This window comes from Cobetia sp. SIMBA_158, from assembly GCF_046566945.1.
In the GTDB taxonomy this organism is placed as follows: domain Bacteria; phylum Pseudomonadota; class Gammaproteobacteria; order Pseudomonadales; family Halomonadaceae; genus Cobetia; species Cobetia amphilecti.
Map to the genome: position 1 here is coordinate 333,858 of NZ_JAWJYL010000004.1, position 24,615 is coordinate 358,472.

The 24,615-nt window shown below is 65.2% G+C and carries 20 protein-coding genes and 1 other RNA gene; 8 read left to right on the forward strand and 13 right to left on the reverse strand.

What is annotated here, in order from left to right:
• Positions 1-3: 3 nt before the first annotated feature.
• The 10 genes from R2R70_RS09165 to R2R70_RS09210 form a co-directional block, all read right to left on the reverse strand.
• Positions 4-1,272 carry an efflux RND transporter periplasmic adaptor subunit gene (locus tag R2R70_RS09165; RefSeq protein ID WP_410977869.1) on the reverse strand — a complete coding sequence of 423 codons (1,269 nt, stop codon included), beginning with the start codon at positions 1,270-1,272 and terminating at the stop codon, positions 4-6.
• A gap of 86 nt (positions 1,273-1,358) precedes the next feature.
• Complete coding sequence (locus tag R2R70_RS09170) at positions 1,359-1,985, reverse strand: TetR/AcrR family transcriptional regulator (protein WP_107336123.1); 627 nt, start codon at positions 1,983-1,985, stop codon at positions 1,359-1,361.
• A gap of 387 nt (positions 1,986-2,372) precedes the next feature.
• Complete coding sequence (locus R2R70_RS09175) at positions 2,373-2,852, reverse strand: YcgN family cysteine cluster protein (protein WP_054555633.1); 480 nt, start codon at positions 2,850-2,852, stop codon at positions 2,373-2,375.
• Between the two features lie 69 nt (positions 2,853-2,921).
• Positions 2,922-3,278 (reverse strand): YcgL domain-containing protein, encoded by a 357-nt coding sequence (locus R2R70_RS09180; RefSeq protein ID WP_225347187.1) that lies wholly within the window; start codon positions 3,276-3,278, stop codon positions 2,922-2,924.
• 117 nt (positions 3,279-3,395) lie between these two features.
• Complete coding sequence (gene rnd / locus R2R70_RS09185) at positions 3,396-4,577, reverse strand: ribonuclease D (RefSeq protein ID WP_107336768.1); 1,182 nt, start codon at positions 4,575-4,577, stop codon at positions 3,396-3,398.
• Positions 4,578-4,760: 183 nt separating this feature from the next.
• Entirely contained in the window at positions 4,761-5,387 is a 627-nt protein-coding gene (gene recR, locus R2R70_RS09190; RefSeq protein WP_107336122.1) for a recombination mediator RecR, read from the reverse strand.
• The gene (locus tag R2R70_RS09195; RefSeq protein WP_043333871.1) at positions 5,387-5,719 is read right to left on the reverse strand and encodes a YbaB/EbfC family nucleoid-associated protein; all 333 of its coding nucleotides are present in this window, start codon (positions 5,717-5,719) and stop codon (positions 5,387-5,389) included. Before R2R70_RS09195 ends, recR begins: the two co-directional genes overlap by 1 nt.
• A gap of 180 nt (positions 5,720-5,899) precedes the next feature.
• Positions 5,900-8,080, reverse strand: coding sequence for a DNA polymerase III subunit gamma/tau (gene dnaX / locus R2R70_RS09200; protein WP_410977870.1), 2,181 nt, complete (start codon positions 8,078-8,080; stop codon positions 5,900-5,902).
• A gap of 431 nt (positions 8,081-8,511) precedes the next feature.
• Positions 8,512-8,608: signal recognition particle sRNA small type (ffs, locus tag R2R70_RS09205), an RNA gene on the reverse strand.
• 129 nt (positions 8,609-8,737) lie between these two features.
• The gene (locus tag R2R70_RS09210; RefSeq protein ID WP_410977871.1) at positions 8,738-9,865 is read right to left on the reverse strand and encodes an AbrB family transcriptional regulator; all 1,128 of its coding nucleotides are present in this window, start codon (positions 9,863-9,865) and stop codon (positions 8,738-8,740) included.
• A gap of 179 nt (positions 9,866-10,044) precedes the next feature.
• Between R2R70_RS09210 and R2R70_RS09215 the strand changes: the two genes are divergently transcribed.
• The 3 genes from R2R70_RS09215 to R2R70_RS09225 all read left to right on the forward strand — a co-directional run bounded on the left by R2R70_RS09215 (position 10,045) and on the right by R2R70_RS09225 (position 13,903).
• Positions 10,045-10,875: a response regulator gene (locus R2R70_RS09215; RefSeq protein WP_410977872.1), complete on the forward strand. Its 831-nt coding sequence runs from the start codon at positions 10,045-10,047 to the stop codon at positions 10,873-10,875.
• Positions 10,872-12,596, forward strand: coding sequence for a sensor histidine kinase (locus R2R70_RS09220; RefSeq protein ID WP_410977873.1), 1,725 nt, complete (start codon positions 10,872-10,874; stop codon positions 12,594-12,596). Before R2R70_RS09215 ends, R2R70_RS09220 begins: the two co-directional genes overlap by 4 nt.
• 71 nt (positions 12,597-12,667) lie before the next feature.
• Positions 12,668-13,903, forward strand: coding sequence for an ABC transporter substrate-binding protein (locus R2R70_RS09225; protein WP_410977887.1), 1,236 nt, complete (start codon positions 12,668-12,670; stop codon positions 13,901-13,903).
• Positions 13,904-14,047: 144 nt separating this feature from the next.
• On the opposite strand, the gene mscK is transcribed toward R2R70_RS09225, so the two are convergent.
• Complete coding sequence (gene mscK / locus R2R70_RS09230; protein ID WP_410977874.1) at positions 14,048-17,593, reverse strand: mechanosensitive channel MscK; 3,546 nt, start codon at positions 17,591-17,593, stop codon at positions 14,048-14,050.
• 401 nt (positions 17,594-17,994) lie between these two features.
• Between mscK and R2R70_RS09235 the strand changes: the two genes are divergently transcribed.
• From R2R70_RS09235 to R2R70_RS09250, 4 genes are all read left to right on the forward strand, one after another.
• Complete coding sequence (locus R2R70_RS09235) at positions 17,995-19,209, forward strand: phospholipase A (protein ID WP_410977875.1); 1,215 nt, start codon at positions 17,995-17,997, stop codon at positions 19,207-19,209.
• 455 nt (positions 19,210-19,664) lie between these two features.
• On the forward strand, positions 19,665-20,003 hold the full coding sequence (locus R2R70_RS09240; RefSeq protein ID WP_082388358.1) for a YqjD family protein: 339 nt from the start codon (positions 19,665-19,667) through the stop codon (positions 20,001-20,003).
• Positions 20,003-20,425 (forward strand): phage holin family protein, encoded by a 423-nt coding sequence (locus tag R2R70_RS09245; RefSeq protein ID WP_043333873.1) that lies wholly within the window; start codon positions 20,003-20,005, stop codon positions 20,423-20,425. The genes R2R70_RS09240 and R2R70_RS09245 overlap by 1 nt, the downstream gene beginning before the upstream one ends.
• Before the next feature lie 34 nt (positions 20,426-20,459).
• The gene (locus R2R70_RS09250) at positions 20,460-20,810 is read left to right on the forward strand and encodes a YqjK-like family protein (protein WP_052384593.1); all 351 of its coding nucleotides are present in this window, start codon (positions 20,460-20,462) and stop codon (positions 20,808-20,810) included.
• A gap of 94 nt (positions 20,811-20,904) precedes the next feature.
• Here the strand turns inward: R2R70_RS09250 and R2R70_RS09255 are convergent, their stop codons facing one another.
• Entirely contained in the window at positions 20,905-22,101 is a 1,197-nt protein-coding gene (locus tag R2R70_RS09255) for an MFS transporter (protein WP_410977876.1), read from the reverse strand.
• A 246-nt stretch (positions 22,102-22,347) separates the two neighbouring features.
• Here R2R70_RS09255 and R2R70_RS09260 point away from each other — a divergent pair, with 246 nt between their 5' ends.
• Complete coding sequence (locus R2R70_RS09260) at positions 22,348-23,256, forward strand: LysR substrate-binding domain-containing protein (RefSeq protein ID WP_410977877.1); 909 nt, start codon at positions 22,348-22,350, stop codon at positions 23,254-23,256.
• A 28-nt stretch (positions 23,257-23,284) separates the two neighbouring features.
• Here R2R70_RS09260 and R2R70_RS09265 read toward each other — a convergent pair whose 3' ends face one another.
• Positions 23,285-24,481 (reverse strand): NAD(P)/FAD-dependent oxidoreductase, encoded by a 1,197-nt coding sequence (locus R2R70_RS09265; RefSeq protein ID WP_153636450.1) that lies wholly within the window; start codon positions 24,479-24,481, stop codon positions 23,285-23,287.
• Positions 24,482-24,615: the final 134 nt, after the last annotated feature.

Consider the following 24,615-nt stretch of genomic DNA (forward strand, 5'->3'; position numbering starts at 1 on the left):
GGATCAGAGCCCCGCTTCCTTGACCCAGGGACGCACAGGCTCCCCGGCTTCCATGCGACTGGCGCCCGCCGTGACCAGACGGTCACCGGCACTCAGTTCTCCCGTGATCACCAGCCCTTCGCCGGTGGCCTGCAGTACCGTGACCGGCACGGCCTCGACGGTGCCCTGGGCGCCAGCTTCCTGCTGCTTGCTCTCGCTCTTGCCCTCATTCTTGCCGTCGTCTGAGCCGATGTCCGTGGTGGCGTCATTGTTGATCGATGCGCTCGCCTGGGTGTCACCGCCCTTGGGCACATAGCGCCACACCACGGCCTGGTTCGGGCTTTCCTCCTGAGTGACCACCGCCTCGATCGGCACGCGCCACTGGCCCTGGGTCGCCGCCGTCAGCTGCTGCATGTCCAGCTCCACGGTGGCGCTCATGCCTGACAGCACGGTAATGTCCTGCGGCTCCGGCAGCGTCAGGGTGACTTCATAGCTCAGTGAGCCCTCGCTGGCGCTGGTGTCGTGCTCCTTGTAACGGGCCGGATAGCGCGACTCGCCACTGCCGAAGCGCACCCAGGCCAGGGCGGCATCCTCAAGGCGTCCGGCCTCGGCACGCTCACGATCGATGGCGCGCACCTGACGCTCCGGCATGTTGAAGATCACGTCGATCTGCCCCGGCTGCTGCAGCACGGCGATGGTTTCCTGGGCGGCGACCACCTGATAGTTGTCCACCGGCACGCGCGCGATCACCCCGTCATAGGGCGCCTTGAGATAGGTGTAGCTGAGCTGGTCCTGCGCCTGGGAATACTGGGCCTGCGCCGACTGGAATTCGGCCTGCGCCTCATCGAAGCGTGCCCGACTGATGGCGCCCTTCTCCACCGAGTACTTCATGCGCTTGTAGGTCGCCTGCGCCAGATTGAAGCTGGAGCGGGCATTGTTGAGCTCGCTTCTGGCATCGCGATCATCCAGGCGCGCGATCAGCTCGCCCTTCTCGACCTCCTGACCGGCCTGGACCTCGAGTTCGCGCAGCTCACCGCCGATGCGGAACGACAGGTTGGAGCGCTCCGAGGCCTCGACCACACCGGGGTAGCGCTGGATGACACCGCCGCCTTCATCCGACAGCGACAGCAACTTGACCGGATGCACCTTCTGCTTCTCCAGCGGTGCCTCAGCCTCGCTGCAGGCCGCAAGCCCGAGGGCCAGCACGAGTCCGGCGAACAGCTGAAGGACGCGGCCTCCCCGCCAGGCGAAAGGAGTACGCAGGTGTGGCTTGGCACCAGGTCGAAGTTTCATCAGCGGGCCCTTGAGTCGTTGGAATAAAATGGCACAAGCGAAAATCTGTCATCTGTCCGGCGTGCGCGCTTCGGGGCTAGTCGCCCTCACTGGCGAAGCGCGATCGCGTCCCAGGCCATCTCGAAGGCCTGGTCGAAGCTGGCATCACTGATGGCCGGCAACTGGCAACTGGAGCCCTGCAGCAGGCTGTAGATCGACCGGAACATGAACACCTCGATGAGGGCGAGATCGATCTGCTTGAGGATGCCGGACTGCTGGCCCAGCGCGAAGGCGTCCAGCAAGGGCGCGGCGCGCTCCTGATTGGCCACCCTCAGGGCGTCCTGCATATGGGAAGAGTGCAGAAACTGATCGTGAAAGAGGAACAACGCAGGCTGACGGCGTCCCAGCGCCACCAGGGCATTCCACACCCGACACAGTGCCGACTTGAGCTGCTGGGCGGCCGGCGACAGCGTTGACGGCTCGGCCTCGAACGCCTCTGCCGGCTCGGCCTGGAAGGCCTCGATGGCGACCGCGATGATGCGCCGGCTGACCTCACGAAAGGTCGCCTCCAGCAGGTCATCCTTGTCACGGTAGTAGAGATAGAGCGTGCCGGGCGACATGCCGGCGGCACGCGCGATGCGCGCCACGGAGGTCACGGCAAAACCATGCTCGGCCACCTCATGCAGCGTGGCTTCCAGCAACGCCTGCTGCTTGTGTTCATCACGATGGCGCATGGCCCGTCTGCCTCTGGTCTGTTCTGGTCTGGTCAGTTCTGATCTGGTCTTGAGCGAATCCCCACAAAATAAATGAGCGTTCATTTATTTACAACCAGACATTGCGCGGCCGAGTACATGCACGCGCATTGGCCATGCAAATCAGCTTATGCAAATTATCTTATCTAACAGATCAAGCCGTGACTGAGGGTCAGAGGCGTCAAATACAAGGCCAGCGAATGCCTGACTCGAAATGCCTGACTCGAAATGCCTGACTCGAAATGCCTGACTCGAAATGTCAGGCACGGAATGCCAGATACAGAATGTCAGAAACAAGAAAGCGCAGCTCATCGAGCTGCGCTTTCTAAAGGCATCCACCTGAAATCTGACACGCGCCCGCGGCGCGCCTCAGCTCTCGGGATCGATGATCGCGATGATGTGGTCTTCCAGGTCCTGCTGGCGTACCGATACCTCGGAGACAGCAAAGCGTGACACCGAGACTCCGGCGCGCTTGACGCTCTTGGCATCGCCGGTCAACAGCGGGTGCCATTCGGGCAGCTCACGGCCTTCATTCAGGCGACGATAGCCGCAGGTTTCCGGCAGCCAGCGCAGCTTGCCCACCGTCTCGACATCCAGCGGGATGCAGCCCGGCACGCGCGTGGCGCGATTGGGATAATCGCGGCAGCTGACCTTGCGCACATCCAGCAGGCGACAGGCGACATCGAGTACCGCGATATCACCACTGTCTTCATCCTCGAACTTGAGCAGGCAGCATTGGCCACAGCCATCGCACAGCGCCTCCCACTCGGCGGTATTCAGCTCCGAGAGTGCGTGGCGCTCCCAGAAACGCTCACGCTTTCCGCCGTCAGGCTGCGGAACATCGCTCATCTTGCTCTCCTCGCCCTGCCGGGCAGCAGGGTCGTTTCATCAGTACGGTCTTGTCTGCCGGACAGGGCGTCAGTAATGCGTTTCCGGCGGCGTCACGCCAATCTCCTTGAGGAGATTTTCCTTGGCCGGCGGCATCTGTAGATAGAAGCCCTGCTCGCGAATCTTCTCGAGCACCGTGGTGCTGGCAACGCGCGCCAGCGGCTTGTCGGCACGAATCAGCAATGTCATCAAAGGGGTCGGCGTGCCGAAGATGCCCAGCAGGGATTCCGGCACATCCTTGAGTCCACGCGCCTTCTCGACGTAGAGATACATCTCGTCCTTCTTGGCGCTCTTGTAGATCTCGCAGATCATCTTGTCGTCTGTCATCGGGCTACCCATCATCTTGCAGCGCTTGCGCGCATCAGCGGGCTCTCGCGTCACGGGCATGACCCGAGAGCTCACTACCGGTTTCTGGCCTGTTTCTGACCTATATTGCTGGCAGGCCAGGCTGCGTGAGCCTTGCACATGCCCCCCTTGCAGCCTGGCCCACGAAAGCGGCGAGCGTCAGCTCTCGAGCGCCTTGGCCAGGCGCGCGGCCAGCAGCTCACCGCGCCAGCCCTGCGGCAAGGGCAGCGGCTCGCCCTCGTAATCGGCGATCACCAGCGCTTCCATGTCACGGCGCTTGCCGAGAATCTCAGGCTTGAGCTGCTGTGCCTCCGCCACCGCATTGACCTCACGCTTGAGGCGCTTCATGCAGTTCTTCCACTCCGGCGCCAACGGCGACGGCGGCACACGCGGCAGCTGACTGTCATCGATCATCGCCACGTCCTTGAGCAGCGTCAGCACGGTGTCCCCGTGGCGCTTGATCTGCGGCGGATGCATGCCATCGACCTTGGCCAGCTCGAAGCGATTGGTCGGCAGTCGCTCGCAGATCCCGAACAGCTGCGCATCGGCCAGCAGGCGTGAACGCGGCACGTCGCGCAGACGAATCTGCTCCTCGCGCCAGTCACACAGCACCTGCCAGGAGGCCAGGCCACGCGACGAGAGCTTCCACAGGCTGCGATGACGCTTCCAGTACTCCGGGTCCGGCGTGGCACCGCCGCTGCTGCCCGGGTCCCGGCAATCCTCCTCAAGCCACGCCATGCGGTCCAGCTCGAGCAACGCATCGCGCTGCTCGGACCACACCTGCGGCAGGAACAGCACGTCCAGCGCGGCGTAATCGCACTGCGCCTGACTCAAGGGGCGCTTGAGCCAGTTGGAACGTGTCTCTTCCTTGGGCACGGTGACGCCCACCACGCGCTCGACCAGACGCTGATAGCCCATCGAGGCTTCGCCGCCGGTCAGGCCTTCGGCGATCTGGGTATCGATCAGCGGCGTCGGCGCCACGCCCGCCCAGCGCAGGAAGACTTCCATGTCCTCGCCACAGGCGTGCAGCAGCTTGAGCGGACCCTCTGCCCCCAGCAGACGCTTGAGCGCCTCGCTGGCCGGCACCACGGTGGGGTCGATCAGGAAGATACGCGGCGTCTTGCCGTCCGCACCGGGCAGCTCGCCGTCACGGGCGGCCATCAGCTGCACCAGTGCCGGAATCGGGAAGAAGGTCGACTCGCGGATGAATTCGGTGTCCAACGCCAGCCAATCGGCGCCTTCCAGTTCTGCACAGGCAGCGGCCAGCGCCTCGGGGGTCTCGACCCAGACGGCCTCGAAATCGAGTTCTGACAGCAGTGCGGTGGCGGGTTGATCACTCATCAGCAAGGAAATCTCGTGGTGACAGGCTTGCCCGGGCAAGCGGAAATTGAAGGTGACGGGCACTCGCCAGACACCGGGCGGTAAACGACCGCGGGCGTGGTGGTTCCTGACCACCACGCCCGCAGACGTGCTGCTGTAGTTGCTTTGATGGCGGTGCCTAACAGTGTCGGCACCGGCATCGCATCAGATCTCGCCGAGAGTGAACGGCAGACGGCCGCTGAAGGCACGACTGAGCGTGCCGCCATCGACGTATTCAAGCTCCCCGCCCATCGGCACGCCATAGGCCAGACGCGTCAGCTTGAGCGGCTGCCCAGCGTGCTGCACATCGCGAAGCTGCTCGGCGATGTAATGTGCGGTGGCCTCGCCCTCGACCGTCGGGTTGGTGGCCAGCACCAGCTCCTCGATCTGGCTCTCGCGGACGCGGGTTTCCAGCGCATCCAGCCCGATATCCTCAGGCCCGATGCCATCCAGCGGCGACAGATGGCCGTGCAGCACGAAGTAGCGCCCCACATAACCACCCGCGCCCTCGATGGCGAGCTGGTCGGCGGGCGATTCCACCACGCACAGCACGCGCTCATCACGCCGCGGACTCAGGCACAGCTGACAGACCTCTTCCTCGGTCAGCGTGCGGCAGCGCGCGCAATAGCCGACGCGCTCCAGCGCCTCGCCCAGCACGCCGACCAGACGGTCGGCGCCCATGCGATCACGCTCCAGCAGATGCAGCGCCATGCGCTGTGCCGTTCGTGGGCCAACGCCCGGCAGCACGCGCAAGGCATCCAGCAACTGATCTACCAGCGGCGAAAATCCCATCAGAACGGCATCTTGAAGCCGGCCGGAAGGTTCATGCCAGCAGTCGCCTCTTCCATCTGCTTCTTGGAATTGACTTCGACCTTGCGCACCGCGTCGTTGACGGCGGCCGCCAGCAGATCTTCCAGCAGCTCCTTGTCTTCTTCCATCAGGCTCGGATCGATCTCGACGCGCGCGACGTCATGACGACCGTTCATGGTGACCTTGACCATGCCCGCGCCGGATTCGCCCTGGACTTCCGCCTTGGCGGCTTCTTCCTGGACCTTCTGCATGCGCTCCTGCATTTCCTGCGCCTGCTTCATGATGTTACCCATACCGCCTTTTCCACCGAACATGGCTCACCTCATCAATAACGTGTTGAACATGACCTAACGATAAATGCTGTCTGCCGGACGTGCCATGTCGTGCACCTCCGGCCTGTGGTGTGCGTGCCTTGTCGGCACACGCACCGCGAATCCGGGAAAGCGTCAGCGATGCCCGGCACCGCCGACGCTCGGTCGAAACTGCCCAGAGCGTCAGAAATCGTCCGGCTCGAAGGAGTTGACGCTTTCCTCGATCAGACGCGCGCCCAGCTGTTGCTCCATGGACTGGATATGCGGGTCAGCACGCAAGGCTTCAACCGCGCGCACATGACGTTCACCCAGCAGACGAATGCGACGACTGTGCGGCGTTTCCAGACCTTCCGGCAGCGGCGCGACGCTGATCTCCAGCACACGCTCCACGCCCTGGCCCGCCAGCGCCTTGCGAATGCGATCCTGATGGACTTCGGCCATCATCGCCGACTGGGCGGGGTCCAGCCTCAACTTGAGGTGGGTGCCGTCATCGTGCTCGACCAGGCAATGCGCGCCGATATTGCGCGTGATGCCGCCCAGTCCCAGCGCGGGGAACAGCTCCAGCCACGCGGCGTGATTCAAGCGACCATCGGCACTCGAGGCGCTTGGCGCCGGCGTGGGAGCAGCCGCGGGTGCCGGTTCCGGTGCGGGAGCAGGCTCCGGCAGCGGTTGCGCTGCCACGGCTGGCTCGCTGGCGACAGACTCAGGCGCCGGCGATGCAGCGGGCTCGGGCTGTGCTGGCGCTGCTGGTACGGCTTCAGCGGGCTGCGGTGCTGCTATTTCAGTTTCAGCGGGCTGCGGCGCTGCCATTTCAGCAGGCTGCGGAGCAGATGACTCAGCAGCCTCTGGCTGTGCCGGCGCGGAACCGAAGGCGGCACTCAGGCGTGACATCGCCGAACTGGGCGCAGCGGGCGCCTGTGCGGGGGCTGCTGCCTGTTCTGGCGCTGGCGCCGACACTGGCGCGGCCGCTGGCTGGGGCGCGTCTTGCGCTACGTCGCGAAAGCCGGCATCCCGGGCGTCCTGCGGAACGTCCTCCGTCGCCCACGGGGGCGGCTCGTCGGCCATCGGCGGCTGTGCTTCGGTCGCTGGCGCGGCCACTGGTGCAGCAGGCTGGGGCGCGGGCGCCACCGGCGCTTGCTGAGGCTGAGCCGGGGCTTGCTGAATCGATGCTTCTTGAACAGAAGCCTGCTGAACAGGCGCCGGAGCTTGAGCGCCAGGCGCGTTCGCACCCTCCGCCTGGCCGGTCATCGGCAGCGGCGTCTGCGCCGGGCGCGGCACGCCCTGCGGGCGGAAGGCCAGCATGCGCAGCAGCGTCATTTCCAGCGCGGTGCGCGCATCCGGGGCGTTGGCCATGTCGCCACGCCCCTGCAGGGCGATCTGGTAATAGAGCTGCACGTCTTCGCCGGTGAAGCGGCTGGCCAGCGCCAGCAGCGCATCACGGTCACCATGCCCGTTGTCCAGTGCGCTCGGCACCATCTGGGCGATCGCCAGACGGTGGAAGACGGAGGCCATGTCATCCAGCACCCCGCCGTAGTCCGGCCCCTGCTCGGCCAGTGTCGCCACCTCCGCCAGCAGACTCGCGGCGTCCAGCGAGGCCAGACACTCCAGCAGCGCCAGCACATGGCGGTGATCCAGCGTGCCGAGCATGGCGGCGACATCTTCGCGCCGCACCTGACCATGGCCGAAGGCGATCGCCTGATCGGTCAGACTCATGGCGTCACGCATCGAGCCATCGGCGGCCTTGCCGAGCAGCCACAGCGCGTCTTCCTCGAAGCTGACCTCCTCGCGGGCGAGAATGTCAGACAGGTGCTCGACCACGCGCACCGGCGGCATGTTCTTGAGCGTGAACTGCAGGCAACGCGACAGGATGGTGACCGGCAGCTTCTGCGGATCAGTGGTCGCGAGCAGGAACTTCACATGGGGCGGCGGCTCTTCCAGCGTCTTGAGCAGCGCATTGAAACTGTGGGTCGACAGCATGTGCACCTCATCGATGAGGTAGACCTTGTAGCGGCCCTGGGTCGGCGCGTACTGGACGTTGTCCAGCAGCTCACGCGTGTCCTCGACCTTGGTCCGCGAGGCGGCGTCGACTTCGATCAGGTCGACGAAGCGGCCCTCATCGATCTCGCGACAGGTGCCACACACGCCACACGGCCTGGAGCTGACGCCCTCTTCACAGTTCAGGCACTTGGCCAGAATGCGCGCCAGCGTCGTCTTGCCGACACCGCGGGTCCCGGTGAACAGATAGGCATGGTGCAGGCGCCCCTGATCGAGGGCATTGACCAGCGCACGGCTGACATGCTCCTGACCGATCAGTTCGTGAAAATTGCGCGGGCGCCACTTGCGCGCCAATACCTGATAGCTCATTGAGCGGGGCATTCCTTGGGCGATCTGAAACATGAGCTGAAACCTGCACGACCCGACTGGGCTTCACCCCCGACGGTCGACAGACGGAGACCGATGACGAGGCCTCGCTGAGAATGCGCTCATTCTAGCGACTTGCCGTGTGGCTTCAAAGCGCGATGCCACTTGCGCAGCAGGATTGAGGGCGCGAGGCCGGATGACAGGCGTGATGCGCCCCCGAATTGCGGGCACGACGAAACGCCAAGCGGGGCTCGGGACAGGCAGGAGATGACCGGTTCAGACAGCGAGGGTGTGGCGAAAGGCTTCAGGCAGCGTGAAGCGAAGGTCTTGCGAGGGCTTGCAATGCAGGGGCTTGCGATGGAGCGTTGCACAGCAGGCGGGATGATGCGGACATTTCACGAGCAGCCACTTTCAGGGCCCTGAAATGGAGGCGGCCCCATCAGCCACATCCCGGCACACGCGTCAGCCACTACCGTTGCTCCCTTCCGGGCCTGGCGGGGTTTGCAGCCTAGCATTGCGGGAGGACCGACAGGGCCACCACAAATATGATCATTCGGTGAACTACCGAGCCAATCGCTTGAACTTCAAGCACTTGGCGTGATCAAGGCGCACACTATAACAGCGCATCGCCGCCCTCACAAGGGGAGATCACGCCACGGGCTATTGCGTCGCCTCACGCGCTCGGCGGTGACGGAAATGACGCGCCATCACCGGTAGCAACAGCATCAGGACGATCAGGCGCAGAAGGTGATGGAAGGCGACGAAGATCGGGTCGAGATCGAGCGCCACCGCCAATAGCGCCATCTCGCCGATACCTCCGGGCGCCAGGGCGAGAAAGGCCACATCACGCGGTACGCCCATCAGCTGATGGATCAGCTCGGCAAAGCAGCCCAGCACCGACAGCGAGATCAGGGTCGCCACGCCCGACTGACCCATCACCCCGACCAGCACCCGCGGCGTAAGGCCCTTGAAGCGCGCCCCGATGGCGCAGCCCAGCACCAGCTGCATGACATCGGTGCCCCATACCGGTGGCGAGAAACGCACCACGTCGCCAAGCGACAGCACCAGCGCGAGCAACAGCGGCGCCAGCAGCGAGGCATTGGGAATGCGCAGTCGCCTGGCCAGGGGCAGCAGAATCGGCAGCACCGCGATCAGCCACAGGCCGCTTACCGCCACATCGCTGCCGATGCCGGGCGTGCCCGCCGCGCCTTCCAGCACCCAATAGAGCGGCGGCAGAATCATGATCACCAGCAGCACCCGCAACGATTGCGCCACCGCGATGCGCTGCGGATCGCCACCGATGCGCTCGCCGATCACCACCATCGCCGTCAGCGCACCAGGCACCGAGGAGAACCACGCACTGGTGGCGTCAAAACCACAGCGGCGATACCAGGCGGTGCAGGCCAGCGTCGAGGCCCATACCCCCGCCAGCAACAGCAATGCCGACAACCACCAGCTGGAGAGGTGCGAGACCAGCTCCGGCGAAACGCGCGCGCCCAGCGTCAGGCCAAGTACGCCCAGAAACAGGTTGCGCAGGCGGTCCGGCACACCAAGCTTCAGCCCGGCCATCGCGCCCAGCAGATTGGCGACCAGCGGCCCCAGCATCCACGCCAGCGGCATGCCGGTGAGCTGGAACAGCCAGCCGCCTACCACGCCCAGCGCCAGCGAGGTCAGCAGCGGCCTGAGCGGCGCGTCAGCCTTGAGCGACATGACAGCCGTGAGCCAATGGGCTGGCGAGAGACGAGAGGCGCGCGCCTTGAGGCGCTGCAATAGCGGAACGGATGGCATGCTGGCTTCCTTGTCAGCGACACGAAACAGGCCACCAATGATACGCTGGCGCAAGCGCCATTGGCTGCCTGTTTGAGGCAATATTGCACCTTCAAGCGGCCATTGCAGGTCGCAGACCGGCCCTGTGCCTGACTCTCATCACTCTTGTCGCGTACCTGACGCGCCCTTGCGGAGCCCGGATGACTTCTCCCGACTCACTCCCCTCAGCACCTGACGATTCAGCGGCTGACGCCTCAGCGCATGGCCCAGCCACCGCACCGCCCCCGGCCCTGTTGCTGGTCGAGGACGACGCCCTGCTGTCCAGCACACTGTGCAGCGTCTTTTCCGCCGAGGGCCTTGCGGTCACCCACCTGGCCGACGGCGCCGCGGCGCTTGCCCGCCTGGCGACCCACCACGATCACGGCTTCGCGCTGATCGTGCTCGACCTCAACCTGCCCGGCGCTTCCGGGCTCGAGATTCTCGCCGCGCTGCGCCAGCACGACCGCCAGACACCGGTGCTGATTCTCACCGCGCGTGGCGCCATCGAAGATCGCGTGCGCGGGCTGGACCTAGGCGCCGATGACTATCTTGCCAAGCCCTTCGTGCTCGATGAGCTGGAAGCCCGCGTGCGCGCCCTGCTGCGCCGCCATGCCACTCTTCAGGCCAGTCAGCAGGCCACTCTTCAGGCCAGCCAGCAGCCGGCGCCCTCGTCTGGCATCGCCCCACGTCTGACTCTCGGCAGCCTGGCCTTCGAGCCACTCAATGCACGCTTTCTGCTCGCCGATGCCCCGCTGGCGCTGCCACCCCGTGAACAGCGCCTGCTGGGTTGTCTGATCCAGCATGCCGGCGAGCCGGTGGACAAGGCGCGCCTGACCCGTGAGGCCTTCGGCGAGGAGGAAGCCGTGGGCGACAACGCCATCGAGGTCTATGTGCATCGCCTGCGCAAGCGCCTGGAAGGCAGCGACGTCAATCTGCGCACCATCCGGGGCCTTGGCTATCTACTGGAACAGACCACGGACGGCAGCGCTTGAATTCCGCACCCTTACCACGCCCGCAGACAGAGGCAAAACGCAGCATCAGCCTCTATCGGCGCCTGCTGAGCTGGCTGCTGCTGCCTCTGCTGGCGCTGGGCACACTATTGCTGGTGCAGGCCTTCCTGTCGGCGCGTGAGGCAGCGGACCGCGCCTACGACCGACTGCTGGAGGCCTCGCTGGTCACCATCGCGGAGCAGGTCAAATGGCAGGACGGCCAGTTGTGGCTCGACCTGCCGCCCGCCGCTCTCGAGATGCTGGCCACCGACGCCCAGGAGCGTGTCTTCTACAGCCTGGTGGATGCCGATGGCGAGCAGGTCACCGGCAATACCCACCTGCCGGATGCCAATCGCGCCGCCGAGGGTCGCCTGGCCCCACAGGAATCGCTCGGACGCAGCGGCGAACTGTCGTTTCGCGATATCGCCTGGCAGGGGCAGGCACTGCGGCTGGGCAGCCTGGATACTCGCTTGGGCGGCTGGGGCGATGACCCACGCCACGGCCAGCGTTACAGCATTCGCGTCGCCCATACCCGCGAGGGACGAGACACCCTGACGCGTGAGCTGTTCAGCGGCTCGCTGGTGCGTCTGGCGGGCATGGCCACGCTGGCACTGCTGGTGGTGCTGATCGGCGTACGGCTGGCGCTGTCGCCGCTGACCCGCCTGCGCCGCGCCATTCGCGAACGTGACTCGCGCAGTCTGGCGCCGCTCAACCTGCCCCTGCCGCGCGAGCTCGAGGAGCTCAAGCACACCATCAATGACCTGCTGGCGCGCATGCGCCGCGTGCGCGCCAATCAGGAGCGCTTCATCGGCGACGCCTCGCACCAGTTGCGCACCCCGCTGGCGGGACTCTCCGCTCACGCGGAGCTGGCACTGCGCCAGCAGGACCCCAGCGCCTGGCATGCCGCGCTGGGCCAGATGCAGGCCACCGCCAGCCATACCGCCCATCTGGCCAATCAGCTGCTGTCGCTGACACGCCTCAACAACCCGGAGGTGCAGCCGCCGCGCGTGCCGCTGGAGCTGTCGGCGCTGGCGCGCGCCACCGTCAGCCGCCTGTTCCTGCGCTGTGATCGCGCCGGCGTGGACCTCGGTCTCGAGATCGCCCCGGACATCGATGGCGCCGCCTGGACGCTGGGCGTCGAGTGGCAGCTCGAGGAGGCACTGGCCAATCTGATCGACAATGCCTGCAAGCACGGCGCGCGCACCGTCACGCTCACCCTGAGCCGGATGGCGGCGCCGAGCGATGCCACGTTCTCGCAACCGGACAGTGCCGCACTGGCGGGCCGCTGGCGGCTGAGTGTCGAGGATGACGGCCCGGGCATCGACGCCGAACGGCGCCTGCTGGTGCTGCGCCCCTTCCACCGCAACACCCAGCCCGACAGCCATGATCAGACGCCGGCGCAGCAGCCCGATGAGCTCAAGCATCACGAAGGCGCCGGACTGGGGCTGGCGATCGTCGATGGCATCGCGCGACATCACGATGCGCGCCTGACGCTCAGCGACGCGACAGCACGCAGCGTGACGCAGGCTGCTGATCCTGCATCCCGCACAGACGATGCAACCCATGCAGACGACGCAAACGACGCAGAGGAGACAGGCGCGTCCTGCGGGCTATGCGTCAGTCTGCATCTGGCGCCCTGTGCAGCGCCTGAGATGAGAGTGGGTGGGGATGATGAATCAGCACAGGCGGGCAAGCCTGCGAAGACAGGAGGCACAGCATGCTAACGAGACGACCGCCAACTGGGCAGCAGCGCCCGGGCAGACAGCGCGCTGGACGACTGACGGTCTGCCTCGTGATGGCCGTGCTTCTGAGCCCCGTCAGCCAGGCGGCGACCCAGGCAGCGTTTGACCCGCTGCTCGAAGAGCATCAATCGCTGTGGTTGCAGGGCGGTCAGCCAGTTACGGCGCCCGCGCCTGACAGCGACGCCAGCCTCGCGGCCGACCTGACGATTCATGCCGCACTGGACCTGCCCGAGATTCGCCCCCTACTGCTGCGTTACAGCCGCCAGCATCCTGAGCGAGTGCTGCACTACGTCAATCGCTCCGCCCTCGGGCTTGAAGCACAGTACCTGCAGGCGCCGCTGACACCGCAGGCGGATCTGATGATCTCCTCGGCCATGGGGCTGCAGTACCGACTCGCCAATCAGGGTCACGCCCTGGCACTCGAGGCCCCCAATCTGGCCGCCTGGCCGGCCAACTCACGCTGGCGCAATGAGCTGTATGCGATGAGCTTCGAGCCGATCGTGATGGTGGCGCGACGTGATGCGCTCAAGCGTCTGGCGGACCTCGACGGCCTGCGCAATCCCCGCGATGTGCTGCGCAGCCATCGCGACTTCTGGCACCTGCTCGAGACGCGCCGCGAGCAGCTGCGCGGCCGCATCATCAGCTACGACCCGCGCCGCAGCGGCTCCGGCTTCACCTATGCCGTGTCCGATGCCCGTCAATCGCCGCGCTACTGGACGCTGGTACGCGCCATGGGGCAAGCCGATGCCAGACTGGTCAGCACCACCGGCGCCATGCTCGAGGCGCTGGCCAGCGGCGAGGTGGACATCGCCTACAACCTGGTCGGCCCGTATGCGGTGACCTTTGCCCGCGCCCATCCGGAGCTGGTGGTGATCGTGCCGGAAGACTACGTGCTGATTCAGCGCCGGCTGGCCTTCGTCCCCCAGCAGGCACCTCATCCCGAGGCCGGTGAGGCCTTTCTCGACTGGTGGCTGAGCCTGGAAGGTCAGCAGGCGGTGGCCAGCGACAGCCAGCTGGGCGCACTGCACCCCGAGGTGCGTGGCGAGGGCAGCGCTCAGCATATGCGCGAGCAGCTGGGCGATGCGCTACGCCCGATCGAGATCGGCCCTGGCCTGTTGGCGACACTCGACCGCCTCAAGCAGGCCAGTTTCCTGAGCCGCTGGGTACTGGAATTCGAGGCCCCTGCTCCCTTTGCCGGTGAGGCGAGCCTGGGTCAGGGTCAGGGTCAGGGTCAGGGTCAGATTCAGGGGCAGGCCCCGTCAGCCACGCAGCCCGAATTGAACCAGTGATGCGTGGCGTCAGGCCTGGCTAGCCCCTCCCGTTCTGTAAACGCACTGGACACAGGACCGGGCCCATCACGCACAAGGCGCCCCGCGGGGCGCCTTGTGCGTGATGCCATGCGGCATTCAATGACATGAGCAGTGGATTCATCGTCAGCGACCGCCGACATCTCCGCCGCCGTCACCGCCATCGGCGTCCGGTGCGGCCTCGCGCAGCCCGGCGTCCTCACGGCCTGCCAGACCCTCGGCGGGCTTGCGCCGCGCGATCAGTGCACCACCTTCCCGGTGCTCGCTGCTCTGATACTCCGTGCTTTCCGCCTCGCTGCTTTCCGGTGAGCCGCTAGCGGGGCGCAACGGCTCCGCCGAGGCGCTGCGCTGCTCGACGAGGCGCTCGGTGCCATCGTCGCGATGCAGCCAGACATCCATCTGCTGGAAGGCGACCTTGAGGCCATGCTCTCGGAAGCGTGCGTCCACCCAGCGATTGATCTCATCGGTGGCGTAGAGGCGATCGGTCAGGTCATTGACGTAGATGCGCAGCTCGAAACCGAAGTTGTCCTGGTTGTAGGTCAGGCAGAACACCAGCGGCTCCGGGTCCTTGAGCACCCGCCTGTTTTCCTGGGCGGCCTGCATCAGCAGACGATGCGCCAGATCCAGATCACTGCCATGGGCGACACCGAAATTGAGCACCACCCGCGTGACGTTGTCCGACAGCGACCAGTTGATCAGCTGGTCGGTGACGAACACCTTGTTGGGGATGATGATCTCCTTGCGATCGAAATCCGTCACCGTGGTGGCGCGGATCCGGATGCGATTGACCGTGCCATGCAGGTTGCCGATGGTGATGGTGTCGCCGATGCGCACCGGGCGCTCGAACAGGATGATCAGGCCCGAGATGAAGTTGGCGAAGATCTCCTGCAGACCGAAGCCCAGCCCGACACTCAACGCCGCCACCAGCCACTGCAGCTTGTCCCAGCTGACGCCCATGCTGCCCAATGTCATCACGAAGCCGGTGGCCATGATCACGTAGGACAGCAGCGAGGTGATCGCGTAGCTGGAGCCCTGCTTGAGCTCGAGCCGCGACAGGATCGAGACCTCCAGCAGGCCCGGCAGGTTGCGCGCCATCATCACCGCCACGGCGAGGGTGATCATGCCCGCGATCAGGTCCGCCAGCGAGATGGGCGTCGCCGAATCGCCCTCGACGGAAGCGGCGATTTCCCACACCACCACGCTGTCGAGATAGCTGAGCACATTGAGCAGATCGGCCCACACCACATAGAAGATCGACAGGAAGCTGATGACCAGGATCAGCTTCGAGAGACGCAGTGACTGGGAGTTGACCTGCTCCATGTCCAGCGGCGGCTCTTCCACCACCTCGACACCGCCTTCGGCGCCCTCCTGCACCTGGGCACGGCGACGCGCCACGGCGCGACGATAGGCCAGACGCCGCGCGGCGACTGCCAGCCCGCGCACCACGGTGGCTTCCACCAGAATCCAGGCCCCGAACAGGAAGATGGTGGTGATGAAGCGGCCACACAGGCGCAGCGCGGTGTACTCGTAGCCGAGACAGATCAGCACGCCCAGCGCCACCGGCACCAGCGCCATCGCAAGGCCCAGAATCAGTCGGAACAGCTTGAGGCCGAAGAAGGGGACATGGGCCAGAATCAGCCGCGACAGGCAGAAGCTCATCGCCATCAGGCCCACGAACAGAATGGCCAGCCCCAGCGGACGCTCGAGCAGATTGAGGTCCGCCTCGCTGATGATGTTGGTGGTCAGCACCACCGGCAGCAGCGCGAAGCCCAGCCACCAGATATGGCGGCGCAGCTCCGCCACGTAGTTGGCCGGCCACTGGAAGTGGCGCTCGGCGACACCGTCCTTGACCAGCAGACGGCGGAAGATGGCGAAGATGCCCCACGCCAGCGACAGCTTCAACAGCGCCTGGCCCAGCGCCCACAGCATGATGCCCTCACCCAGCGACAGCACGCCGCCGATCAAGGCCAGCGCCAGCGCGCCGGGAATGGCCAGCAGGACGTTGAGCAGAATGGCGCGCGGCGTATGCAGCTGGGTGTCCTGCTTCAGGCGCCCTATCTGGGCGTGCAGGTCCGCCAGGCGCGCACGGATGCGCGAACGCTTCCAGGTGATGAATATCAGCAGCAGCAAGCCCGGCAGCGCCACCCACAGGTCACTGAGCTGAAAGCCCTTGGACAGCCCCGCCACCACGCCACGCCAGACGTTGGGCCTGAGCTCCTCGGCGAGCATTTCCGGGGTGCGCGACAGCCAGTCGAGATCCAGCGGCTTGCCGTTGGCGACCCAGAACAACTGCTCCTCGATGGTCTGGCGCAGACGCCCTGACACTTCCAGCAGCTGCTGTTGGTTGAGCTGCAGATCGATGGCGCGTGCCAGCAGACTGTCGTATTCCTTGTCGAGCTTGTCGACCAGCTCCTTGCGCGCCTCCAGCTGACCGATCAACGCCTGACGCAGCTCGGCGCTGATCTGGCTGACATCGGCATTGCCGCCGGGGCGTTCCAGCGCCGCGGCCTCGCCCAGCACGTAGGAATTGAGGTAACCCGGGATATCGGCGAGCTGCTCACGCACCTTGTTGAGTTCGAACTGCTTGAGGCGCAGGTCGGCGATCTCTTCCTTCAAGTCCTTGCGCACATCGACCTGCGGCAGGCGACTCTGCTGCTCGCGCAGGATACGCGCCAGCAGGACGCTGCCCTTGATGGCCTCGATCTGCTCGCTCATGGTGCGCTCGACCTGGGTGACGCGATCAAGCTGGGTGCGCACCTCCAGCCCGTCGCGAATCACGGCGTTGACGCGATCGGTGATCGCCAGCAGCTGGCTGCTGAGCTCGCGGTTGCGGTTGAGCACCTGCTGGAAGATGGGGTTGTCGGCCAGCGCGGCATTCTCGCCACTGGTGGCATCGGCGATGGTCTGCTCGGACTGGTTGCGACGCTTGTCGTTGACCAGCGTCTGGACCTGCTCCAGGTCCTGCTCCAGATTGGCGATCTGGCGGCTGTAGAGGGTCTTGCGCACCTGGGCCAGCTCACGCAGCAGGGAGCTTGAATTGAGCTCTGAATGGCTCAGCTCACCACGCGTCTCGGCCAATGCCAGACGCGCCTCGATCAGATCACGCCCGGTGCCGGACAGGTCGGCATCGCCGCTGCCACCCAGCTGGGTCTGCAGGCGCTGCACCTGCTGCTGTGCATCGGCCAGGGTCGAGCGTGAACGCTCCGGCAGGCTCTGGGCATTGATCAGGCGCCGGTTGGTATCGGCCAGCTTGTCCTGCAGGTTCTGCAGCGAGTCGAGAATCGAGGTCATGCGCCTGTCCAGCGCCTCGACCGACTCGTCTTCCAGCGACGCGATGCTGGGCGGGGTGTAGTCCTGAGGCAGGCGCGCCAGCTCGGCCTGCGCCTTCGCCAACTCCGCCGGCGCCTCCTTGACCTCACTCTTGAGGGAATTCAGGCTGCTGGTGGCCTCGGCGAGGTCGTCGAGCACCGTCAGGGTATCCTTGAGGTCCGCGATGCGCTGACGGGTGTCGGCATCCGGTTTCTCGACGCTCTGCAGGTCTTCAAGCTGAGTCTGGACATCAGCACGCTTCGGGGCGTCCGCACTGGCCGTGGCCGGCACCCAGGCCAGCAGCACCATCAGCAGCAAGGCGCCTGCCAACATCATCAGTCTCAAGGACTTGTTACCTGTCACAGCTGTCTCCTCAATGGTCACCACCGCGCCTTTTCATCGGCTCTGCTGCCCCGCCAGGCCGCCGCCAGCCATGCAGGATGGCATCGTGACAGGCCGCAAACGCGGGCAAGGGCCGCATTGTCGACTGGCGCTGCATCCCGCGCAATCCTTGTCGGCAAACGTCCGCCGGCGGCCGTTCAGCAAAGGATGAAGTGGAGAATGAAGCAAAGAGTGACAGGGCGAGAAAGCGGTGCTTGCAGGCCAGCGTGAGCGACATGCATCGTCGCATCGAGGCGACGCACCTGTCGGAATCTTCGTGCTGGAACCGGACACTGCGCCACCAGTAGAATGGCAGACATGTCATGAACATTGCTCCATAATGCGCTGCTCCCCCGCCGCGGTGTAACCGACAGGATATTTCCATGCCCCTCCGCCTTGCCTCCATCGGATTCCGGTCCGTCCCTGCACGCCTCTCGGGAGTGCTGGCCACAGTACTGCTGGGTGCCGCCGCACCGGCAGCGGCCGACGTGCCCTACACCATGGATGCCGAAGGACGCGTGGTACTGGCCAACGGCAAGCGCTTCGCTCCCGAAGCACTGGGCATGACTGCCGCCCAGGCCCGCGCGGGCGCCATGAGCCAGGCTGACTGGCGCGAGCTGGCGGCCTCTGCACCGGGCACGGCGGACGGCGTCGAGAGTGACCCGCGTACCGAGCAGGTCTTCCTCTCCAACCGCGAAGACGCGGATTACGAGCGCTACTCGGCGGAAGCGGCCGAGACCGAGCAGGCACAAGGCCAGAGCGTCGATGCGCCCCGCGATGAAAGCCTGGCCCAGCAACGCGCCAAGGAGCGTGTCGTGCTGGAGAACGACGCCGAGAAGAATCCGCTGGCCATCACCGCCTACAAGCGCAATTACCTGCTGCCCTGGGCCTACAACACCAACCCGGATGCCAACGGCTTTGCCGAAGTCACCCAGGAAGGCGAGGTGGACAAGACCGAGGTAAAATACCAGCTCAGTCTCAAGGTCGAGCTGATGGACGACATCTTCGGTGACAATGGCGACCTGTTCTTCGCCTATACCCAGCGCAGCTGGTGGCAGGCCTACAATTCCGATGCGTCGGCGCCGTTCCGCGAGACCAATTACGAGCCGGAAGCCTTCCTGCAGTTCGACAATCGTTATGAGCTGTTCGGCTGGACCAATACCCGCAACCGCATCGGTTTCGCGCATCAGTCCAACGGCCGTTCCGACCCGCTGTCGCGCAGCTGGAACCGCGTCTATGCCGACATGATGTTCCAGAACGGCGACTGGGCCATCGCGGTCACGCCGCACTGGCGCGTGCCGGAGGAGTCCGACGAGGACGACAATCCGGACCTCTACAACTACATCGGCTACGGCGACATCACGGTCGGCTATACCTCCGATCAGCACGAAGTCACCTGGATGGTGCGTGGCAACCCCTCCAAGGGCAACTACGGCAACCAGCTCGACTACTCCTTCCCGCTGTTCGGCAAGGTACGTGGCTACGTGCAGTACTACCACGGCTACGGTGAGAGCCTGATCGACTACGACCACAGCGTGAATCGCTTTGGCCTGGGCTTCTCGATCAATACCTTCTTCGCCGGCTCGCCAGAGACCTGATCAAAGAGCCCTGATCAAAAAGTTCTGATGCAAGAGCTCTGATGACAGAACTCGCATGACCCTCCCGCAACGGGCAGCCCAGGCTGCCCGTCTTGCCATCTGCTCCCATATGCACCGCCCCCATGTGGACCGCCCATGTGGACCGCCCATGTAGACCTAGTGGCACGTCCATGATCCAGATCAAGCCTCCCGCACGTGACATGGCGATATCGTGCTCTGTGCGTGTATTGCCCTTGTGTTTGTCGCGTTCGACCCCCACGACTTGTGCATGACCACGCAAGACGCGTCATGACGACGTGCTGACGATGCTTGCAGAAAGTCTCGTGCAAGTGGATTCAGGTCATGCCCTGCCGCCTGCGGCGCCCCAGGGAAGAGAGAGTTCGAGAGTCAAGCGCAGACAACACCGCGCTCACCATTCGCGAAATCTGATTCGACATACGGGAAGGAGTTACACCATGGCTATGCAAAAGATCGGCGATCACACCACTTCCGCGACCGGTGCCAACACCGACCAGCTGAAGGAAGATCTGCGCCATCTGTCCCAGACCGTCGAGGAACTGCTGCACGCCTCGGCTGAAGATTCCCGCGAGAGCATGAAGGAAGCCCGCGCCCGCGCCCAGACTCGCCTGGAAGCCACCCGCGCCCGCCTCAGCGCCCAGGGCGATCGCCTCGCCGCCGGCGCGCGCGAATCCGTGGACTGCGCTGATCGCTACGTGCACGACAACCCGTGGACCAGTGTCGGTATCGGCGCGGCCGCCGGTGTCGTCGTCGGCATGCTGCTTGGCCGTCGCTGATGCAGGAGCAAGGGCCGGTTGAACGCGTACTTGGCGCCATCCGACGTCTGACTGCGAGCCTGGTCGAGAGTGGCGAGACGCGCTTGCGTCTCGCCGTGCTGGAGCTCGAGGAAGAGCGCGAACGGCTGTTCGTGATGCTGCTGCTGTCGGGTATCGCCCTGATGCTGATCTGCTTCGGCATCGGCCTGGCGATCCTGCTGGTGGTCGTGGCCTTCTGGGATACCCACCGCCTGCTGGCCATCGCCCTGAGCGGCGGTATCCTGCTGGCATTGGGGGGATTGATCGCCTGGCGCGTCAAGGTGATCGCTTCCCAGCGCAGCCTGCTGCGTTCCACGCTCAGCAACCTGAGCCGTGACAGCGACAGCCTCAAGGATGTGCGTGCCGACGCACTGGAACGCCAGCGCCAACGCGAAAACCTTTGATGCCCCACCTGCCAGTGCCTGCCAAGGAGGCGAGATGAGTTCTTCCAGACAGTCCCTCGCGCGACGCGAGCCGGCGCTGCCCCCCGTGCAGGGGAACGGACGCCGGTCAGCACATCCGCGTGACGCTCGGCGTGCGGAACTCGAAGCACGCATCAGTCAGCAGCGCCTCGATGTCAGCCATGCGATGCGCGAACTCAAGGAGGCCACTGCCCCCATCGACCGCGGCTGGGCCAAGGTCCAGCAATACCGCGGCCCGTTGGTGCTGGTGGGCGGCCTGATCGCGGCGCGGGGCGGGTTCAGGCCAAAGAAGGGCCTGAGCCTGCTCAAGCGCGGGCTGATGAGCTGGGTGATGATTCGCCGTCTGAGAATATTGTTCGACAAATGATCACGGCATTACAGCGAAAGCCCCGCCACCTGGGATTCAGGTGACGGGGCTTTTTTCGTCACTGCAACGTGCAGCTCCGTGAACTCTGCTGCGATCAGGCGCTGCGGCTGTCACGCTTGAGCAGATACACGCCCAGATAGAGCACCGCGAAGATCAACCCCAGCACGGCGGCGGCGCCGAAGACGTTGCTGCCGTCACCAGGCAGGAATTCCAGGAAGGACGTCAGGAACTGTCCCAGGAAGATCGCCATCGTCAGGTAGGAGAGATTGCGACCGCGCACCGAGGTGTGGCTGCGCTCCACCGTCATGTGGTTGAGCAACGGGATCGAGAAGCCGAAGCCCATGCCGGACAACACGGCACCGACGCTCATCAGCGTCATGTTCTCGGCCTGCTGGAAGAGGAACAGGCTGCCGGCATAGAGCAGGAAGGCCAGCACCAGCGTCGGCATCTCACCCAGGGCACGCGACACCTTCGGCATCAGCATCGCCGCGACCACCGCGACCAGCGAAATGCCCGCCAGGAAGATACCGGTGGCCGCTTCATCCAGCCCCAGCAGATTCAAGCGCATCGGCAGCATGACGATGGCGGTGAAGAACAGCGTCAACGAGATGGCCGCGGCCAGGTAGACGCTGGTCAGCGAGGAGGGCAAGGCCTCACCGCCGGCATTTCCGCTCTCTTCGGCGGGCGCTTCAGGCGACTGCTTCGGTACCATCATCCACAACATGGCCAGCAGTACCCAGGCTATCAGATAGAGGGCGAAGGGCCACTGCCAGGCGATACCTGCCAGCACACCACTGACGAACAGGAAGATCACCCCGCCAAGCTCGATGGACATGCCCTGCTGGGCGATCATCGCCAGACGCGCATGGCCGTGATACCACTCGGAGATCAGCGTGGTGCCGCCCGCCATCACCACGGCAGTCACGCCGCCGAGCAGAATGCGATCGGCGAACACGACGACGGTGCCTTCCAGCAGTGCGCCGCCCGCGCCCAGCACGCCATACAGGAACAACCCGCCCACCAGCGAGCGATAGGCACCGACACGATCGATCATGCGCCCGGCGATGGGCGCGAACAGCACGGCGCCCAGCGATGGCAGGGTAATCAGCCAGCTGGCATGGCTCTCCACCTCAAGCGCCGAGGCGATGCTCAGAAGCCCCGGCGCGACCACGGTTCCCACCATGATGGTCAGACAGGCGATGGCCAGCAGCGTGAAACGGCCGCCGGCAGAAAGCGGTTGTGAGGGACCGCGCGTATCCTGCGCGGCCACTCCACTCGTTGATGTCGTCATATTGGCTCCACTCGAATTCAGAACCCTCCTGTCAGCCGCTACGCGCCCCGCCTTCTCGCTTGCTTGCGTGCTTGCGAGGCAAAGCCAGCGGCAAGCAGCAAGAGACAGGAGACAAGGCGAGACGGCAGAGACTGACGAAGGGAGGTTTGGCAGGCCTTCAGACTAGCGAGTGCAGGCTTATAATAGAAATGACAATACTTGATATGACTTATACTGACTGAACATCAATCAGCCACGAGGGCCGGCATGGAACTCCGCACACTGAAAACCTTCGTCTCGGTGGCGACGCACAGAAGCTTCTCGGCCGCCGCCCGCGAGCTGCATACCGTGCAACCCGCCATCAGCCGCCAGATCGCCGATCTCGAAGCCGAGCTGGGCGTCAGCCTGCTATGGCGCAATACGCGAGAAGTGAAGGTGACGGCACCGGGGGAGGCGTTGCTGGAAGAAGCGCAGCGCATGCTGGCGCTGGAGGCGCAGGCACGCAAGCGCGTGGCGATGGCTGCCAGCGGCCAGACCGGCACACTGCGCATCGGCTACATGAGCTCGGCCTGCGCAAGCTTCGTACCCGGACTGATGCGCGACTTCGCCAGTGACCATCCAGAGGTCAGCTTGTCATTGCATGAGATGAGCGCCCAGCAGCAGCTGGACGCCTTCGCGCGTGACGAGATCGACATCGGGCTGTCGCGCCCGCTTCCCAGCGAGCAGCGTGACAGCCTGACCGCCCTGGCGGTCTACGAGGATAGCCTGATGGCGGTGGTGCCCGAGGGGCATCGTCTGGCGCACCGCAAGCGACTGGCCCTCAGCGAGCTTGCGCAGGAAGATTTCGTGCTGTTTCAACGCGGGCAGGCGACGGGGCTGTTCGATCAGATCATCAGTGCCTGCGGCGATGCCGGCTTCTCGCCGCGCATCCAGCGCCAACCGGCCTTGATGCAGACACTGCTCAGTGAGGTCGCGGCGGGACTGGGAGTCGCCATCACGCCCGGCTGCATTCGCCGCCTGCAAAGTGATGGCTGCCAGTTCATTCCCCTGCGCCCGGCACTCGGCGCGGTACCGCTGGAGCTTCACTACCCGACCACACCGGTCCGTCCGGTGATCGAGGCCTTCGTCGCGCTGGTCGAGCAGCGCCTGCACGCCATCCGCCAGCAGATGGCGTGAGACGCAGCCAGAGGCGAGAAAGAGCCGGTCAGCAGTTCAGGCCGCAGGCCACCGCCGAGGACCACGCCCACTGGAAGTTGTAGCCGCCAAGCTCGCCGGTGACATCCAGCACCTCGCCGATGAAGGCCAGCTGCGGCAGATCGCGCACGCTGAAGTCCTTCTGCGAGATGGCGTCGGTGACCACGCCACCCATGGTCACCTCGGCGGTGCGCCAGCCTTCGGTGCCCGCCGGCTTGAGCTGCCAGTGATTGAGTGCCTTGGCCAGCTGCTCGAGACGCGCGTTGGAGAGCTCGGCGAGGCTACGCTCGCTGATGCGACCGGCGTCGGCGTCCTGCCACTCGACCAGCGACTGGGCGAGGCGCTTGGGCAGGCGCTCACCAAGCCAGGGGCCGATCTGGCGCTTGGGATGCTGCTCTCGCAGGGCGAGCAGCTCGGCGTAGGCATCCACGCCCGGCAGCAGGTCGATGTCCAGCGGCTGACCGGGTGTCCACCAGCTGGAGGCCTGCAGCATCGCCGGACCCGAAAGCCCGCGATGGGTGATCAGCATCGGTTCGCGATAATGGCCCTTGCCGGCGGTGACGCTGACGTCACAGGCAAGCCCCGACAGCGGCGACAGACGCTCCTTCCACTGCGAGGTCAGCGTGAACGGCACCAGCGCGGCGTAGGTATCGGTGACCTCGAGCCCGAACTGGCGCGCGATGTCGTAGCCGAAGCCGGTCGCGCCCAGCGTCGGAATCGACATGCCGCCGGTGGCCACCACCACGCGCCCTGCCGTGTGCGTGCCATTGCTGGTCTCGACCCGCATGCCCTCGCCCGCGCGCTCCAGCGAGGTGATGCGCGTACTCAGGCGAATCTCCGCCCCGGCCCATTCACACTCCGTCATCAGGATCGCCAGCAAGTCCTTGGCGGAATCGGCGCAGAACAGCTGTCCCGGCTTCTTCTCGACGTGCTCCAGCCCATGGCGCTCCACCAGTTCGAGGAAATGGTGCGGCGTATAGCGCTTGAGCGCCGAGATGCAGAAGTGCGGATTGCGCGAGAAGAAGTTGGCTGGGCCGGCATCCAGATTGGTGAAGTTGCAGCGCCCACCGCCGGACATCAGGATCTTCTTGCCGGCCTTGTTGGCGTGGTCCAGCACCAGCACGCGCTTGCCCTGATAGCCTGCCGTGGCGGCACACATCAGGCCTGCCGCGCCTGCGCCGATGATGATGACGTCATATGTGGCCATGCGGGACACTCCGTGAAGCGAAGAAAGGAAAGGAAATCGGCTGTGCAGACACACGCGGGCCGGCATTCTACCAGAAGCCTGCCGCAGCCAGCGGCCGGAGATGGGAAACAAGACACCCCCACCGTCAGAGACGA